Here is a 15535-nt window from a genome sequence, read left to right as displayed (position 1 = left end):
GCGCTCCGCCGAGGAACAGTGGTAGTCCCCAACTCCTCGCAGAGGAACGGCCGGTGAGCGCGCGAAGCGCCTCCGCCCTGACCTTCGGTGTCGCCGTGGCGCTCATCGCCGGAGTCACCCTCGGCAACGGCGGGGCGAACGTGATGCCCGTGTTCGTCGACGACTTCGCGTCACGCTTCGGGTTGTCGGACTCCGGCGCCGGGCTTGTGGCCGCGACCCAGCTGATGGCGACGGCGGTGGTCACACTGTTGCTGGCAAAGCGGGCAGCGCGGCCTGGGCGGGTGCGGATGACCCGCCTCGGGCTCGCCCTCTCCGGTGCCGGCTTCCTGGGCGCGGCGGCGGCCACCGACCCGGTGACCCTGGTCCTCGCCAACCTGGTCCTCGGCGCGGGGCTCGGCGCGGTCTACGCGGCGGCCACGGCGGCGCTCGCCGCCACCGACGACGCCGACAAGGCGTCCGCGGTCACCATCTCCGGCGTGGTCGGCATGACGGCGCTGTTGATCATGGGCGTCCCCGCGGCCAACCACGACCTGGGGGAGGGGACCGGCTTCCTGCTCATGGCGTTGTGCTGTCTCGTCGCCTGGCCACTGGTACACCGGCTCCCGGACGGTCCCGCGACACCGGGCGCCGCCTCCGCCGGTACGGGAGTGACAACCACGGCCAAGCCGTCGGTGGTACTGCTCCTCGGAACCGCGCTGCTGTGGACCGTCACCCAGGGCGCGTGGTCCTACGCCTCGGTCCTCGGCCGTCAGCACACAGGGCTCTCCCACTCGGCCGTGTCGGCCGTCCTCGCCATCTCCAGCGTCGTGGCGCTCGTCGGCGCGGTGGTGGGTCCGATGGCAGCGCGGCGGTTCGGGCGCATGCGGTCGATGGCCGTCTTCGTCACGGCGCAAGCCCTCGCGATGGCGGCCCTGGTCCTCACCCACGACCCCGTGCTCTTCACCGTCGCGGCCGTCCTCTGGCAGGCCTGCCAACTGGCCGTCCTGGTGCAGATGCTCGCCGCCGCGGCGCTCATCGACCCGACCGGACGTCTGGTCGCCTCCCTCAGCGGCGCGGGCGCCCTGGGCACCGGCATCGGACCCCTGGCCGTCGGAGCCGTCCTCGACTCCGCCGGGGCCGACGTGCTCGGCATCGTCCTGGCGCTCGGCACCGTCATCGCCTCGCTGCCCCTGCTCCGGATGACGGTGGCCGGCACAAAGGCATCGGCCGAGCACAAGCTCGCGCCCTCCGCCGCCGAGACCGGATGAGCGCTCCAGGCGGGTTGTCCGACGGCTCGGCCCCGGTGACGTCCCCCGGAGCGTGGCCGAATCCGAGATCGAGACGCCGGATCACTGGCCGCAAACCCTCTGGTGAGGCATGTCGCCCGACGTACGTCCGCCACTGGGCCCGCGTCAGTTCAGCCCTGCCCGGCTGGACCGCATGCTGAACGGTCCCGACGCCGAGGCCTGTCCGTGGCCGCTGCGGTCCCCTCTGTGGCCGCGCGGGTCAGTTCCCGCCGGTCAACCGGCGCATAGGTTCCCCACAACTCATGAGACATCCAAGTAAGGGAGGCGGGCTGGTGAGTGAGAACCAGTACGACACCTGTGTGATCGGTGCGGGCCCCGCAGGGCTGGCGGTCGCAAGGGCGCTGGCCGAGCGGGACCTGCCGTACACGCACATCGAGCGGCACACCGGACCGGGCGGGCTGTGGGACATCGACAATCCGGGCAGCCCGATGTACGAGTCGGCCCACTTCATCTCCAGCAAGACCCTCTCCGGCTTCGGCGGCTATCCGATGCCGGACCACTTCGCCGACTACCCGCCGCACCGGCAGATCCTTTCCTACCTGACGTCGTTCGCCGAGACGTACGGGCTGCGGAAGCGGATCGAGTTCGGCACCGAGGTCCGCGGCGTGGACAAGAACCCGGACGGCACCTGGACGGTCACCCGGGCCGACGGCCGGGCGAGCATGCACAGGCACGTCGTCGTGTGCACGGGGGCGCAGTGGCACCCCAGCATCCCCGACCTGCCCGGCGACTTCACCGGCGAGATCCGCCACACCGTCACCTACCGAAGCAGCGCTGAACTGCGGGGCAAACGGGTGCTGGTGGTGGGCGCGGGGAACTCCGGACTGGACATCGCATGCGACGCGGCGCGGTCCGCCGACCACGCGGCGATCAGCATGCGCCGTGGGTACTGGTTCATACCCAAGCACCTGTTCGGCCGTCCGGTGGACACCATCGCCGCGGGCGGACCTCACCTGCCGATGTGGCTGCAGCAGAGGCTGTTCGGCGGCCTGCTGCGGCTCATCAACGGCGACCCGCACAGGCTCGGTCTGCAAAAGCCCGACCACAGGCTGTTCGAGACCCACCCGGCCATCAACTCCCTGCTGATCCACCATCTCCAGCACGGGGACATCACGGCCAGGCCCGGCATCGCGCGCACCGAGGGCCGGACGGTCCACTTCACCGACGGCACCAGCGACGACTTCGACCTGATCCTGCTGGCCACGGGATACGTCCACAAAGTCCCCGTCGCGCAGAAGTACTTCGGCGACGAGCAGCACCCAGACCTCTACCTGTCCTCCTTCTCCCGAGAGCACGAGGGTCTGTTCGGCGTCGGCTTCGTCGAGACCAATTCCGGCGCCTACCAACTCTTTGACGGTCAGGCCCAGTTGATCGCTTCCTTCATCCGGGACGCGCAGGCCGGGCTGTCGACCGCCGAGCGGTTCGCCCGCATGATCCGCAGCGACCGGCCGGACCTGTCCGGCGGACTGAGGTTCGTCGACTCGCCTCGCCACACCGGCTACGTCCACAGCGACGCCTTCGTGAAGTACCTCGGCAAGGTCGCCGAGGGGATGGGCTGGCGTACCGCGGGCCTGCCGCCCAAGGCGACGTCCCTGCGACAAGAGGCGGTGGCGTCATGACGTACGACCTCAGTGAGAAGGTCATCCTGGTGACAGGCGGTGCCGGAGGCATCGGCAGCGCCCTGTGCCACCGCTTCGCCGCAGGCGGTGCCCGCCTCGTCGTGGTCGACCTCGACGAGGCGCGGGCCAAGCGGACCGCTGCCGATCTGCCCGGGAACGGGCATGCCGGACTGGGCTGCGACCTGCTGGACCGCACCGCGGTGGAGCAGATGCTCGACGGCGTCACGACCACCCACGGCCGTATCGACGTCCTGGTGAACAACGTGGGCATGACCAGCGCGGAGCGCTTCGACGTGCGCAGCGTCGAGAGCATCCAGCGGGAGATCGACGTCAACCTGGTCGCTCCGCTGGTCACGACCCGGATCGCCATTCCGCTGCTGCGGGCCTCCGGTGACCCCCGGGTGATCACGACCGTGTCCCTCGGGGGGATCTTCCCGCTGGGCGAGACCCCCATCTACACCGCCGCGAAGTTCGGGCTGCGGGGCGCGATGCTCGCCATTGGGCTGGATCTGCGGGGCAAGGGCATACAGGCCGGTTCGGTGCTGCCGTCGGCGACCGACACACGGATGCTCCGCCAAGAGGCCGTCGAGGGCGGGAACTCCATGCAGTTCCAGGACGCGCCGCAGCATCCGTCCGAAGTCGTCAGGGCGGTCGTGAGCCTGCTGGACAAGCCGCGCCTGGAGGCCTACGTCAGATCCGGCGAGTCCCGGCTGGTGCGGTTCGCGATGCTCGCGCCGAATCTGCTCCCCAGGCTCTTCCCGCTGTTCCGCAAGCGCGGTGAGCGAGGCATGGCCCGCTATCTGGAGGACCTGCGCCGCAGAGGGCTGGCCCGCCGGGCCGACGGCGGCCGCTGGGAACTGGTGGAGGAAGCATGAGCGGGACGCAGATCACCGGCGTCGAGGAGACGCTTGACGTCGTCAATCCCGCGACCGGGGAACTCATCACGACTCTGCCGGTGGCGAGCGAACAGGATGTCGCGCTGGCCGCCGAGCGGGCGCACAAGGTCTTCGAGAGCGGCGTCTGGGCAGGCCGGTCGCCGCGGGAGCGAGCCGGCGTCATGCTGCGCCTGGCCGACCTCATGGAGCGCGACGCAGAGTTCCTGGCCCGGCTGGATTGTGAGGACGCGGGCAAGCCGATCACGGAGTGCCGTACGGGCGACGTGCCGGGGGCGATCGAGTCGATCCGCTGGTTCGCGGAGGCGGCCGACAAGGTCTTCGGCCGCGTCGCCCCCACCGGTCACGAGAGCCTGGGCCTCGTGAGCCGTGAACCGGTCGGGGTGGCCGCCGCGATCCTGCCCTGGAACTACCCACTGGCGATGGCCGCCTGGAAGGTCGGGCCCGCGCTCGCCGCGGGCAACTCCCTGCTGCTCAAGCCCGCCGAGGCCACCCCACGCTCCACCGTGCACCTGGCCGGACTGGCGGCTGAGGCGGGCCTGCCGGACGGCGTGCTCACCGTTCTTCCCGGCCACGGCGCCGTCACCGGTACGGCCCTCGCCCGCAACCCGCTCGTGCGCGCACTGTCGTTCACCGGATCCACCGCCACCGGACGCCGCATCCTGGCCGACGCGGCGGAGACCAACTTCAAGCGGGTCTCCCTGGAGATGGGTGGCAAGAGCCCCCAGGTCCTGATGGCGGACGCGCTCGAATACGGCGACGAACTGATCGACAACATGATCGAGGCCGCGTTCCTGACCATGGGGCAGAACTGCACCGCCGGCTCCCGCGTCCTGGTCCACCACAGCATCGCCCAGGAGGTGCTGGACCGGTTCACCGCCGCCGCGAGGAACCTCACCATCGGCGATCCCGTCGACGCACGCACCCGGGTGGGGCCGCTCATCAGCCGTGCCGCCTTCGAACGGGTCGCGGCAGCGGTGGACGCGGCCCGCTCCGCCGGAGCCCACATCCACACCGGCGGGCTGCCGCACGATCTGCCGCCGCACGGTGCCTACTACCCGCCCACCGTGATCAGCCGAGCCGCGGAGGGCAGCGACGCGCTCACCAAGGAGCTGTTCGGCCCCGTCGTCACCCTCCAGACCTTCACCTCCCAGGACGAGGCGGTGCGGATGGCCAACGCCACCGAGTACGGGCTCGCCGCCTCGGTGTGGACCCGCGACCTCGACGCCGCGCTCCGGCTCGCGCGGGGCATCGAAGCCGGGGTGGTCTCCGTCAACGCGTACAGCGAAGGCGACATCACCACCCCCTTCGGAGGGTGGAAGCAGTCGGGGTTCGGTGGCGCGGAGAAGTCCACCGACGCCTTCGCGCAATGGACCAGAGAGAAGACCGTCTGGATCCGCACGCGTTGACCGGGCGTCCGGTGGCGCGTGGGCTTCTGCCTCCCAGAGGGAGGGCCGCGCCTGAAGGCCTGGAGACCGCGCACCCTCGGAGTGCCGCGCCAGCCGCATAACCTGGTCGCCCACAAGCTCGGCCCGGCCATCGCCGGCGGCAACGCGCTCATACTCAAAACATCCGCGCTGACGCCGTTGTCCGCGCTGCGGCTGGTCGACACCTCATCGAGGCCGGCCTGCCCGAGGAAGAGGCGAGCTGGCCCCGTTTGTTCGCAGAGCGGCTCGGACCCGTCTGCCGGCCCGATCTCGCGCCCCGCCTGACCGGCTCCGGCGACGTGTCGCAGGTAGTCCTCCTCCACACCGACACGCGACCGCAGGCGTGGGACGACTGGCGACGTATCACCGGCATGAAAGCAGAGTCCGCCACCCAGCAGATCCTGGAGCACTCCTACCTGACTCTCCAGGCCGCCGCAGCCGGCGTCGGGGTCGCAATCGCACAGCTTGTCCATCGGGACACCGTCGGCCAGCAGCGCGAACTCCAGCTCCGGCAGGTCACCGTCCGGACTGACCATCGAACGGCCGCCCTGGAACGCCTTGATGTCCCAGAAATCCGCCCACGACTCCGGCCTCTTGCCCCCGAACGCATCGGTGCGGTACCCGATGCACTGGCCGTAGAAGGCGTGGCCGATCGCATGGTCGGTGATCTGGGCCTCGGGGATCTTCGCGCTCTTCACGCTCTTGACCCGGTCCAGGTCCAGCTTCTCCAACGCGTCCTGCTGGACGTACTTGGTGTGCGACATCATCGAGTTGTTGATCAGGTCGCACTGCGGGCGGCCCTGCTTGATCTGCGCCAGCAACGGAGCATCATCCAGGTTCAGCACCTTCACCTGAATGCCGGTCTCCTGCGTGAACGGCGTATAAATCGCCTTCTGCAGAGCCGCACCGTAGGAACCGCCACTGTCACGGACGACCACCGTCTTACCACCCTTGCCGCCACTGCCGGTACCGGCCCGGCTGGTACCGGTACCGCAGGCGGAGAGGGAGGGGAGAGCGGCGAGGGCGGCGAGGCCGCCTGCTCCTCGCAGGAGCGCTCTACGACCGATCTGGGCATCACTCATGGCAATACTCCTCATCTGGGGACGCGTGGGACCAGCTGTGCGGGGCTTTACCTCGCGGGTGCGGGGGGTGGGATGGTGCAGGAGGGCGAACGCGGTCAGAGCATCGGCCGCTTGCGTTGCCGATCGCCGCTTCGGGCGCGTGTTCGCCGTGGGATCAAAGTCCCCGACGACCTTGTCGTCGGAGCAACGCCGGCCAGAAGACCGGGTGAGTGGCGGTGGGGAAGCCGGAGCCGTGACACAAGGTGACCGGCGGAGTGGAGCGGTCCTCACCGGAGCCGCGGTATGAGGACTTTCGGGAGGGATGAAGCAGAGCCGGGCCTGCGGCTGAGGGGCGGACCGGGCAGTCAGCCGGCCCCGGCGACGTTGCGGTTTCGATGGTCTTGCAGACGCCGACGCAGCCCGGCTTCTTCACGAAGCTGTCGCCTGCCCAGCAGGGATCTTCAGGAAGCGGTGTAACCGCCGTCGACGGTCAGGACCGATCCGGTCACGTACGACGACTCCGAGGAGGCGAAGAAGAGCACCGCGTCGGCGACCTCTTCGGGGGTTGCGAGGCGTTGGAGCGGGATCGTGCTCTCGCGCTGGCGGCGGTAGGCCTCGGGGTCGGGCCTGCGCTGGAAGGCCGCTTCGATGACCGGGGTGACGGTCAGGCCCGGAGCGACGACGTTGACACGGATGTTGCGCGGGGCCCACTCGATCGCCGCGCCCTTGGCGAGCATGATGAGGCCTCCCTTGGCGGCGGAATACAGGACCTGCCCGGACATGCCGACCATGCCCAGCCGTGAACTGACGCAGACGAACGAGCCACCGGTCCCGGGCATCAGCGGCGCGAAGTGCTTCATCACCAGGAACGCGCTGAGCAGGTTGCTCTCGAGCACGTTCTTCGCGTCGTCGCAGGCCATCTCGGTGAGCGGACCGTCGGCCTGCAGACCGTGGTTGAGGACGACGACGTCGACGGTGCCGAAGGACTCGGCGGCCTGCTTGGCCAGGTGCTCGACGAACGCCTCGTCGTTGAGGTCTCCCGGAACATACAGGTCGTCGGGCTCGGCGCTGTCGAGCCGCTCCCTGCGGCCGGTGAGCAGCAGCCGCGCACCCTCGCGGCGGAAGTGGGAACTCACTGCCTGCCCGATGCCACTGCTGGCGCCGGTCACCAGGGCGGTGACGTTGTCGAGTCTCATGTCAGGCACTCCTTGCGGGGAAGGTCGGTCGGGTCGCCGGCTCGGGTACGAACCTTCGTGCCGTGCCGGTCAGTTGAGGAAGCCGCGGGCGTCGACCGGCCAGCGCTCCAGCGACGTGCCCGTGCTGTCGGTGGCGATCAGTTCCTCGAAACCGAGGACGACCGGGCATACATGGTTGGGCACCACCGGTACGACACTGCCGACGCTCGGGCGGAACTCGCCGTCCGGCAGCGGGAGGAACCCGTGGTACTCGTTGACCTTGGACAGGACCGCGTTCGTGCCGGCGATGCCGCCGTAGCCGATCTCGGGGCTTCCTTCTTTGCTGAGGGCCTTGTTGCCCACATCGACGATGACCTGGCCAGGGACCCAGTCGCTGACCACGGTGCCGGCGACGAACAGCGCGATCTGGTCCTCCGTGCAGGCGCCCAGCCGGGCGTTGTTCAGATCGCCGAAGACGTATTCGCCGGGACGGATCTCGGTGATCACGCTGCTGGTGGAGAACTCGAGGGTGGGCGTGGAGCCGGCGCTGACCACCTCAGCGGTGACACCGACGCCATCGAGGCTGCGTACGGCGGTGGTGAGCGCGGCCTCCTGGTCCTGCGCGGCACGCCGGCGAGCGTCCCGGCCGACGCCGCCGTGACCGGGATAGGTGAAGACGCCAGCCGGCACCAGACCGCGCTTGCGGGCGGCGAGCGCGAGATCGCCCGCGACCTCGGCCGGAGCCCCGGAACGACGAGCGCCGCAGTCGACCTCGATCACGACCTGCAGCCGGTCCGGTTCGTCTCCCATCGCGTCGGCGAGGGCTTCGATCGCCGCGACGTTGTCGACGCCGACCCGCAGCCGGGCCGACTCGGCGAGCCGGCGGATCCGGGGCTTCTTCGATCCCGCGGCCCAGATCGGGTAGGCGAGGAAGATGTCGTCGAACCCGGCCGCGGCGAAGACCTCGGCCTCACCGACGTTTCCCGCGGTGATCCCGACCGCGCCGGCCTCGATCTGGCGTCGCCCGATCTCCACGCACTTGTGCGTCTTGACGTGCGGCCTGACGTTGAGGTTGTGCTGGTCGGCGAAGCTCTGTATGCGGTCGATGTTGTCCTGCATGACGTCGACCAGGACGATCGGCGCGGGGGTGTCGATCCGCTCGACCAGAGCGTCGAGTGCTCGTTGCAGCCGGTTCACGCTGCTCTCCTTGTGGTTCTGCCTGGAATGATCGAGGGGAATGATCGAGGGGTGCGGGTGCTGACTCCCCCTGGATGCCGAACGCGCGCGGCCCGCGACATCGCGCCACGTGCTCGCGTACACCGCCGTGGGGTCCGCCCTACACGGCGGTGCAGACCATCTGGATCTCGACGGGACTGTTGAGCGGCAGTCCGGCGACACCGATCGCGGTGCGCGCGTGCCGTCCGTTCTCACCCAGTACCTCGATGAGCAGTTCACTGGCCGCGTTGGCGACCTTCGACTGCTCACCGAAGTCCGGCGTGCTGGCCACGAAGACCAGCATCTGCACGATCCGGACCCGGTCCAGATCGCCCACCGCCTGCACAGCGGCAGCGAGGCAGTTGAGCGCGGCATGGCGCGCGAGTGACCGCGCCGTCTCCAGCTCCACGTCCCGGCCGACAACGCCCTGCCCCAGCAACTCGCCGTCCTGGTAGGGCAGCTGGCCCGAAATGTAGATGCTGGAGCCCACGGTCCGGTGGTGGACGTAGTACGGGTTGTCACCGAGCTCGGGAAGGGCCAGACCCAGGGCCTGGAGCCGGTCGGAAGCCGGGCACTTACCCACGCCGTTGGCCACGGGGACCCGCTGCTCATGAATCTTGATCATCTGCACTCGGGTCTCCTCGCGAGTAACAGCGGCGACATAACGCCGTATGGTGGCTTAAAATCGCCACCCTATTGTCGTTTGTCGACCATATGGCTGCCTGTCGAGCAGTGTCAATACGAACTTCAACCACGAGTGCGGCAGCGGAACATCATGTGCATGTGCGGCACACCCGTCCGCGACGATGGCTGACGGCGGCTGGTTCTCGAGTGGTCGACGCGGATGATCGAGCCGCTCCGGCGCGGGGAAGGGGTGCCGAGGCGGGGCCGTGGGAGACAGGCCCGAGCGCGCAGAAGCAGGTTCCCACCGGGTGGTCGCGGCCTCGTACCGGGCGACCGATCCGCCCTCGTGTGCGCCTAAGCCATCCCGCCGTCAGCGGTCGCGCTTCCAGCGGGGCGCACGGACCGTGGGCACGATGGAGGCCCGGACACCGCGCCAGTGATCCGGGGCGGAGTCCGGGCGGGCCGACAAGGGTTGCTCGGGCGGGCGGCGCTCGTTCGGCGACCGATGGTGCGATGCGATAAGCGCACCACCCGGGTCAGTGCGCCGTTTCGGCCGTGTCGCAGGTGTGGCACACCACCCTGCGTGCCGGGATACGGCCGTACGTGGCGCCCATGCCGAGCAGGCGGGTGACCTGCGCCTGACGTACGCGGGCGTGGTTCTCGCAGGTGGCCAAGCCGCAGCGCGAGCACACACCGATGCCGGTGGTGTCGCTGCGCGCCTCCTGGAGGCAGTCGTAGCACCTCATATTCAAACTCCGATTTCAGCGGGGGCCAGGCGTGGCGGCCGACCAGACACGAACAAACCCACACAGGCCACGCACACCTACTCAAGGAGCTTGAAAACTAAGCCTAATTTTAGACATTGTCAATACTGAGACTCGTTCGCGGTCGTGTGGCCAGGGTGTGATGTGGTGCGATGGCCTGACCTGACCACCAGTCAGCGTTCGCTGTATGGAGAGCCGGCGGCACGAGAATCGCCCGTTGAACGTCAGAACGCTGCGGACAGCGCCGCCGAGGAAGGCGATCAAGTCCGCTTGATGCCGCCGGTGCGCCAGGTCCTGGACGGCGCCCTTGCCTCGCCCGGACAAGGGTGCGCCGCCACCCGCTGCCTCAGGGAAGAACGGACCCGCCCGCGCGACCACCCGCAATGAGGCATGGCCTCATGCTTGCCCTGGCGTGCGTTCCCCCGGGTCTTCTGCCTGAGCTCCCAGCCCCACGGGGAAGTGGGCAGCCAGTCCCTGACGGAACGCGTCGGTGTCGCCTTCCAGGGCAACCGCGGCCAACCGCTCGTGCTCGACGACCAGTTGCTGCGGGTCGTCGCTGTAGGTGCGGTGATCGACGCTGAGGTGGAGGCGCAGCTTGGTCTCCCAGCCGTTCCAGAGGCTCTGCAGCACGCCGTGCCCCGAGAGATCGTAGAAGAGCCTGTGGAAGCGAAGGTGCGCGTCGATGCTGGCCGGGATGTCGTCCTTCTCCATTGCCCGGCGGAGATCCTCGACCGTTTGCAGCAACTGAGGCCGCTCACGACCGCGCAGCGCTTCGGCGGACAGCTCCGCGGCGTACGGCTCGACACGCAGCCGGACCGAGTCGATCTCGGCGACCTCGCGAGCGCTCACCTCTACGACGAACGCCCCGCGGTAGGGGATCTTGACGACGAGCCCTTCCTCCTCCAGCTTGGTCAGCGCCTCACGCAGCGGGGACCGGCTGATGCCGAGATCCGCCGCGATGTGCGCCTCACGCAGCTGGCCACCGGGAGGTACGGTGCCGTCGAGGATGGCGGCACGCAGCGTGCGGTAGACGCCGTCCGGCGTCGTCATCCGCTGCTCCTGCCACTCGAACTTGTGGTCCACCCCGTCGCCTTCCCTCGATACCTGTCGACCACTTGGTCGTTTGTCGACTATACCGGTCGCCCCGCAGGGAGCTCCCTCCATTGACAGCCCGGACATACTCGGTCGACAATCGACGGCAAGATGGTCGACAATCGACCAAAGCAAGGCTGCTCCGCTGAAACGCCTGGAGGACCCAGTGGGATTCGACGTCAAGCCCAAGTTCGTGACGTTCGACATGAACGGCACGCTGATCAACTTCAGAATCAACGACACGATGCGTGAGGTCCTGGGCGACCGGCTGCCGGCCGAGATCGCCGATGAATACCTGCGGATCTGCAAGGCGTACCGGATCGACGAGTGCACGGGCGCGTACCAGCCGTTCCACCAGGTGGTCGCGCGTTCCATGGAACGCGCCTCCCGCAAGGTCGGTCTCGAGTACCGCGAGGACGAGGCGCGGGCGGTGTACGAGCGCATCCCCACGTGGGGCCCGCACCCCGGTGTCACCGAGGCACTGAACCGCCTGGCCGAGGCGGTCCCGTTGGTGATCATCACGAACAGCGACACCGCGCACGCCGTGCGCCTCGCGGAGAACCTGAAGGCGCCGTTCGAGGTCATCATCAGCGCCGAGGAGATGGGCATGTACAAGCCGCGTCTCGGCACGTTCGACTACATGTTCGACAAGCTCGGCGTGACACCCGACGAGCTCGTCCATGTCTCCGCGAGCCCGATGTACGACCTGCGCTCCGCGGCGATCATGGGCATCGAGAACAAGGTGTACGTGGACCGCGGCTGGGAGCACGACGAGCACTGGCTCGGCTACGAGCGGATCACCGACATCGCCGACCTCCCCGTCCTCTTTGGTCTGCCGCGCCCCTGACGCCCGAGCGGAGAACTGAGGAAATGATCCACAGCAAGGCGGTGACGGAATGAGTCAGCCCCTGCCTCAGACCGTCAAGGGTGACTCGGCTTCAGAAAGGCTCCAGGCCCTGGGACTGAAGCTACCCGTCCTCGCCGCCACCACGTACCTCGTGCCCCACCGGACGGTGGGCTCCACCATCCACCTCTCCGGCCAACTCCCTTTCAAGGACGGCGAGCTGCTGGGTCAGGGCGTTGTCGGCCGGGACGTGGAGCTGGAGACCGCGCAGGAGCTCGCACGCCATGCCGCGCTCAACGCGCTCGCCGCTGCTGTGCAGGCGGTGGGCGATCTGGACCGGGTCCGGATCGTGCAGATGCTGGTCTTCGTGGCCAGCACGCCGGGCTTCGGTGAGCAGTCGAAGGTCGCCAACGCGGCCAGTGAACTGCTCATCGAGGTACTGGGTGAGAACGGTCGGCACGCGCGCACCGCGATCGGTGTCGCCGGGCTGCCGCTCAACACCCCTGTCGAGATCCAGGTGATCTGCACTGCGGTGTAGCGGGCGAGCCGGTCATGAGCAGTGGGCTGTGACCGGGCTCCGGCAAATCCTGGACGCCCTCGGCCGGCACGATGGGCACCCCTGCGCCGATCGTGCCGGCGGACGCGATGTCACAACAGCGTTCACCGAGCCATCGAGGCCCGCCGTCCTCTTCCCCCGCGTCGTCGGAGTCCTCGTACCTCACCGGGGCCGCCCCTTCCCCCGTCAACGCCGGCTACACACCCTTCCAGTACCGACCCCCGCGGTTCGCAGAGACAGATGAAGGACACACCATGAAAGCCCCCGTGGCACCACCCAGAAACGGAGAGCTCGGCTTCTGGGTGGCCCAACTGGCTGACAAGAAGCCCTCGTTTCTCCGTTTCACCGGCCAGGACTCCGTCGACGTGGCCATTGTCGGCGGCGGCTACACCGGCTTGTGGGCGGCGTACTTCGCCAAGAAGCTCGAACCGTCGCTCTCGGTCGCCGTCTTCGAGGCCGAACAGGTGGGCTACGGCGCATCGGGGCGCAACGGCGGCTGGCTCTCTGCCATGCCCCCGGGAAACCGTGCCACCTTCGCCCGCGCCGGGGGAGGGCTGGAGGCGAGCCGGGCGCTTCAGCAGGAATTCGTCGCCGGCGTCGACGCGGTCCTGGACATCCTCCGGGCCGAGGGCATCGACGCCGATCAGCACAAGGGTGGCGCACTCGTCGCCGCCCACACTCAGGCGGGGCTGGGCCGGCTCGCGGCCAGGCGTGACGCCGAACTGAAGTACGGGCTGACCGACGACGAGGTCCACCTGCTCGGCCGGGAGGAATTCCAGTCCACGATCAACATCTCCACCGTCCACGGCGGGCTCTTCTACAAGCACTGCGCGCGGTTCCACCCCGCGAAACTCGTCTACGGCCTCGCCGACACCCTGACCTCCATGGGGGTGCGGATCTACGAGGGCAGCCGGGTGGACAGTGTCGCGGGCAGTACTCTCACCCTGGCCGACGGGCGGGTCACCGCCGCCCGGACGTTCATCTGCACCGAGGGCTACTCGGGACCGCTGCTCGGCCGCCGGAGCGTGATCCCGGTCAATTCCTCGTTGATCGTGACCAAGCCTCTGCCGAAGGAGGCGTGGCAGCAGATCGGCTGGAACGGGCCGCAGTGCCTCAACGACTCCGCCCACACGTTCATCTATGCCCAGCGGACGGCGGACGGCCGTATCGCCATGGGGGGCCGCGGTGTCCCCTACCGCTTCGGGTCCGGTACGGGAGGAGCCGGTGCGACCGCCCAGTCCACCATCGACCTGATCTCGCACAAGCTCAGTTCCTTCTTCCCGGGGATCCCCTTCGAGGTGGAACACGCCTGGTCGGGAGTCCTGGGCGTCACACGGGACTGGAACGGCGGCGTGCACTGGGACCCGGTATCCGGGGTCGGATCGTCCACCGGCTACGCGGGACACGGCGTCACGTCGGCCTACGTCGGCGGCAGGACTCTCGTGGAGCTCGCCTTCGAGAAGGAAACCGAACGGACCACCCTTCCCTGGGTCGGCTACCGGGCACGGAAGTGGGAACCGGAACCCATCCGCTGGCTGGGGGTTCATGCCATGTACCGGCTCTTCGGTATTGCCGACCAGTGGGAAGAACGCAGGGGCTCCAGCAAGACCTCACTCCTGGCCCGATTCGGCAGCAGACTCGCCGGACTTCACGAGTAGACGAAAAGGAACCTGCTCTCATGGACGCACAACTCGCAGTCATCGGCCTGGGCAGCATCGGAAGCATGGCCCTGTGGCAGGCGTCCCGGCTGTCCGACTCGGTAGTGGGCTTCGAGGCCGCCACCCCGGCCCACGGCCGCAGTGCCGTGGGCGGAGACACCCGCCTGTTCCGGATGATCTACCTCGGCAGGCCCGACTACTATCCCGTCATCGAACGCTCCCGCAAGCTGTGGGCCGAGCTCGAAGCGGAATCCGGGCAGGACATTTTCACCCCTACCGGGGGCCTGTCCATCGGGACCGCGAACGGCAGTTACATCAACAGCCTCCTCGAGGCGACACGCATCACCGGAGCCGAGCACCACGTCCTCGGCCGGGAGGAGATGGCCGAACGCTACCCCCAGCACAACCTCCGCCCCGACGACTGCGCCGTCTACGACCCCCGCGCCGGCGTTCTGCGCACCGACCGCGCTGTCAGCGCCGCCGTCGCGGCGGCCCAGGCGAACGGTGCCACCGTCCTTCAGAACGCACCCGTGGACAGCATCACCGAAACCGACCACGGCGTGGTCGTCACCTCGGGCGACAGGACCTGGACGTTCGGGAAGGTCATCGTCGCCTCCGGCGGCTGGTCCCGAAAACTCGTGCCCGACCACCTCAAGGCCGTCACACAAACCCATCGGATCGTCCTGACCTGGTTCATCGCCCAGGACGGCACCCAGTTCTCGCCGGAGAACTTCCCCGCCTTCAGCCGGTGGTACGAGGATCGCTCCATGTACGGCGCACCCGCCGTCGACGGCGTGACGGTCAAGGCATCAGTGGACGGACCGCTGGCCGGGCGCGCAAGGGCAACCCCCGACCCCGACGCCGTGCCCAGGGAGCTCACCCGGGAAGAAATCGGAAAGGTCACCGAGATCGTCACCGAGTTCTTCCCCGGCCTGATCCCCACCATCGCGCGGTCCGACGCCTTCCCCGACCTTTTCACCGAGGACAGGCATCCGCTCCTCGGCTGGCTGGACGAGAACAGCAGGGTGTACTGCGCCACCGGATTCTCCGGGAAGGGCTTCAAGATGGCCACGGGCTATGGCCACATCGCCGCGCACGAGGCGCTCGGCAAGCAGACCATCGACGGCCTGGACTTCATGCGTCCGGACCGGTTCAAGACCAGGTAGCCCACCCACTTCCGCCGCCTCGGCAGACGTGGAGACCGCCGCGCGATCACGCGGGCCTGCACACCGCTGATACCGAGGGCATGGATCGCCTCGGCAATGAGCAGCACAGTGTCTGGTCTCGACCTGCCGACCCGGGCGGGCTCGGCCTTGTGCCG

14 protein-coding genes and 1 pseudogene are annotated in these 15535 nt (G+C 68.7%); 9 read left to right on the top strand and 6 right to left on the bottom strand.

The window, feature by feature from the left end; translation table 11 throughout:
* The first annotated feature begins 53 nt into the window (after positions 1-53).
* The 5 genes from ACWIF2_RS22625 to ACWIF2_RS22605 all read left to right on the top strand — a co-directional run bounded on the left by ACWIF2_RS22625 (position 54) and on the right by ACWIF2_RS22605 (position 5510).
* Positions 54-1247 (top strand): MFS transporter, encoded by a 1194-nt coding sequence (locus ACWIF2_RS22625; protein ID WP_454362436.1) that lies wholly within the window; start codon positions 54-56, stop codon positions 1245-1247.
* A 311-nt stretch (positions 1248-1558) separates the two neighbouring features.
* Complete coding sequence (locus tag ACWIF2_RS22620; RefSeq protein ID WP_454362435.1) at positions 1559-2905, top strand: flavin-containing monooxygenase; 1347 nt, start codon at positions 1559-1561, stop codon at positions 2903-2905.
* Positions 2902-3780, top strand: coding sequence for an SDR family NAD(P)-dependent oxidoreductase (locus ACWIF2_RS22615; protein WP_454362434.1), 879 nt, complete (start codon positions 2902-2904; stop codon positions 3778-3780). The genes ACWIF2_RS22620 and ACWIF2_RS22615 overlap by 4 nt, the downstream gene beginning before the upstream one ends.
* A complete protein-coding gene (locus tag ACWIF2_RS22610; RefSeq protein ID WP_454362433.1) occupies positions 3777-5207 on the top strand; it encodes an aldehyde dehydrogenase family protein in 1431 nt (476 codons plus the stop codon). The genes ACWIF2_RS22615 and ACWIF2_RS22610 overlap by 4 nt, the downstream gene beginning before the upstream one ends.
* An 18-nt stretch (positions 5208-5225) precedes the next feature.
* On the top strand, positions 5226-5510 hold the full coding sequence (locus tag ACWIF2_RS22605) for an aldehyde dehydrogenase family protein (RefSeq protein ID WP_454362462.1): 285 nt from the start codon (positions 5226-5228) through the stop codon (positions 5508-5510).
* A 173-nt stretch (positions 5511-5683) separates the two neighbouring features.
* Here the strand turns inward: ACWIF2_RS22605 and ACWIF2_RS22600 are convergent.
* The 6 genes and pseudogenes from ACWIF2_RS22600 to ACWIF2_RS22575 form a co-directional block, all read right to left on the bottom strand.
* Positions 5684-6307: pseudogene (locus ACWIF2_RS22600) on the bottom strand (extracellular solute-binding protein); the annotation flags it as partial.
* 440 nt (positions 6308-6747) lie between these two features.
* Complete coding sequence (locus ACWIF2_RS22595) at positions 6748-7482, bottom strand: SDR family NAD(P)-dependent oxidoreductase (RefSeq protein WP_454362432.1); 735 nt, start codon at positions 7480-7482, stop codon at positions 6748-6750.
* A 69-nt stretch (positions 7483-7551) separates the two neighbouring features.
* Entirely contained in the window at positions 7552-8658 is a 1107-nt protein-coding gene (locus tag ACWIF2_RS22590) for an alanine racemase (protein WP_454362431.1), read from the bottom strand.
* A 139-nt stretch (positions 8659-8797) separates the two neighbouring features.
* On the bottom strand, positions 8798-9301 hold the full coding sequence (locus ACWIF2_RS22585; protein WP_454362430.1) for a RidA family protein: 504 nt from the start codon (positions 9299-9301) through the stop codon (positions 8798-8800).
* 535 nt (positions 9302-9836) lie between these two features.
* Positions 9837-10046 (bottom strand): DUF2180 family protein, encoded by a 210-nt coding sequence (locus ACWIF2_RS22580; RefSeq protein ID WP_454362429.1) that lies wholly within the window; start codon positions 10044-10046, stop codon positions 9837-9839.
* A 414-nt stretch (positions 10047-10460) separates the two neighbouring features.
* The gene (locus ACWIF2_RS22575; RefSeq protein WP_454362428.1) at positions 10461-11147 is read right to left on the bottom strand and encodes a GntR family transcriptional regulator; all 687 of its coding nucleotides are present in this window, start codon (positions 11145-11147) and stop codon (positions 10461-10463) included.
* Between the two features lie 175 nt (positions 11148-11322).
* Between ACWIF2_RS22575 and ACWIF2_RS22570 the strand changes: the two genes are divergently transcribed.
* The 4 genes from ACWIF2_RS22570 to solA all read left to right on the top strand — a co-directional run bounded on the left by ACWIF2_RS22570 (position 11323) and on the right by solA (position 15380).
* Positions 11323-12003, top strand: coding sequence for a haloacid dehalogenase type II (locus ACWIF2_RS22570; protein WP_454362427.1), 681 nt, complete (start codon positions 11323-11325; stop codon positions 12001-12003).
* Between the two features lie 49 nt (positions 12004-12052).
* Positions 12053-12538: a RidA family protein gene (locus ACWIF2_RS22565; protein ID WP_454362426.1), complete on the top strand. Its 486-nt coding sequence runs from the start codon at positions 12053-12055 to the stop codon at positions 12536-12538.
* A gap of 284 nt (positions 12539-12822) precedes the next feature.
* A complete protein-coding gene (locus ACWIF2_RS22560; RefSeq protein ID WP_454362425.1) occupies positions 12823-14214 on the top strand; it encodes an NAD(P)/FAD-dependent oxidoreductase in 1392 nt (463 codons plus the stop codon).
* Positions 14215-14234: 20 nt separating this feature from the next.
* Complete coding sequence (gene solA, locus ACWIF2_RS22555) at positions 14235-15380, top strand: N-methyl-L-tryptophan oxidase (protein WP_454362424.1); 1146 nt, start codon at positions 14235-14237, stop codon at positions 15378-15380.
* Positions 15381-15535: the final 155 nt, after the last annotated feature.

The sequence above is a fragment of the Streptomyces sp. NPDC055506 genome (assembly GCF_053643595.1).
The sequence above is the reverse complement of the archived record's forward strand: the minus strand, read 5'-3'. Positions and strand labels throughout refer to the sequence as shown.

What these genes read in the sequence shown, in the direction of transcription:
- ACWIF2_RS22580 (WP_454362429.1), bottom strand. Translation starts at nt 10,046, where the DNA reads ATGAGGTGCTACGACTGCCTCCAGGAGGCGCGCAGCGACACCACCGGC.
- ACWIF2_RS22595 (WP_454362432.1), bottom strand. Translation starts at nt 7,482, where the DNA reads ATGAGACTCGACAACGTCACCGCCCTGGTGACCGGCGCCAGCAGTGGC.
- ACWIF2_RS22610 (WP_454362433.1), top strand. Translation starts at nt 3,777, where the DNA reads ATGAGCGGGACGCAGATCACCGGCGTCGAGGAGACGCTTGACGTCGTC.
- ACWIF2_RS22585 (WP_454362430.1), bottom strand. Translation starts at nt 9,301, where the DNA reads ATGATCAAGATTCATGAGCAGCGGGTCCCCGTGGCCAACGGCGTGGGT.
- solA (WP_454362424.1), top strand. Translation starts at nt 14,235, where the DNA reads ATGGACGCACAACTCGCAGTCATCGGCCTGGGCAGCATCGGAAGCATG.
- ACWIF2_RS22615 (WP_454362434.1), top strand. Translation starts at nt 2,902, where the DNA reads ATGACGTACGACCTCAGTGAGAAGGTCATCCTGGTGACAGGCGGTGCC.
- ACWIF2_RS22565 (WP_454362426.1), top strand. Translation starts at nt 12,053, where the DNA reads ATGAGTCAGCCCCTGCCTCAGACCGTCAAGGGTGACTCGGCTTCAGAA.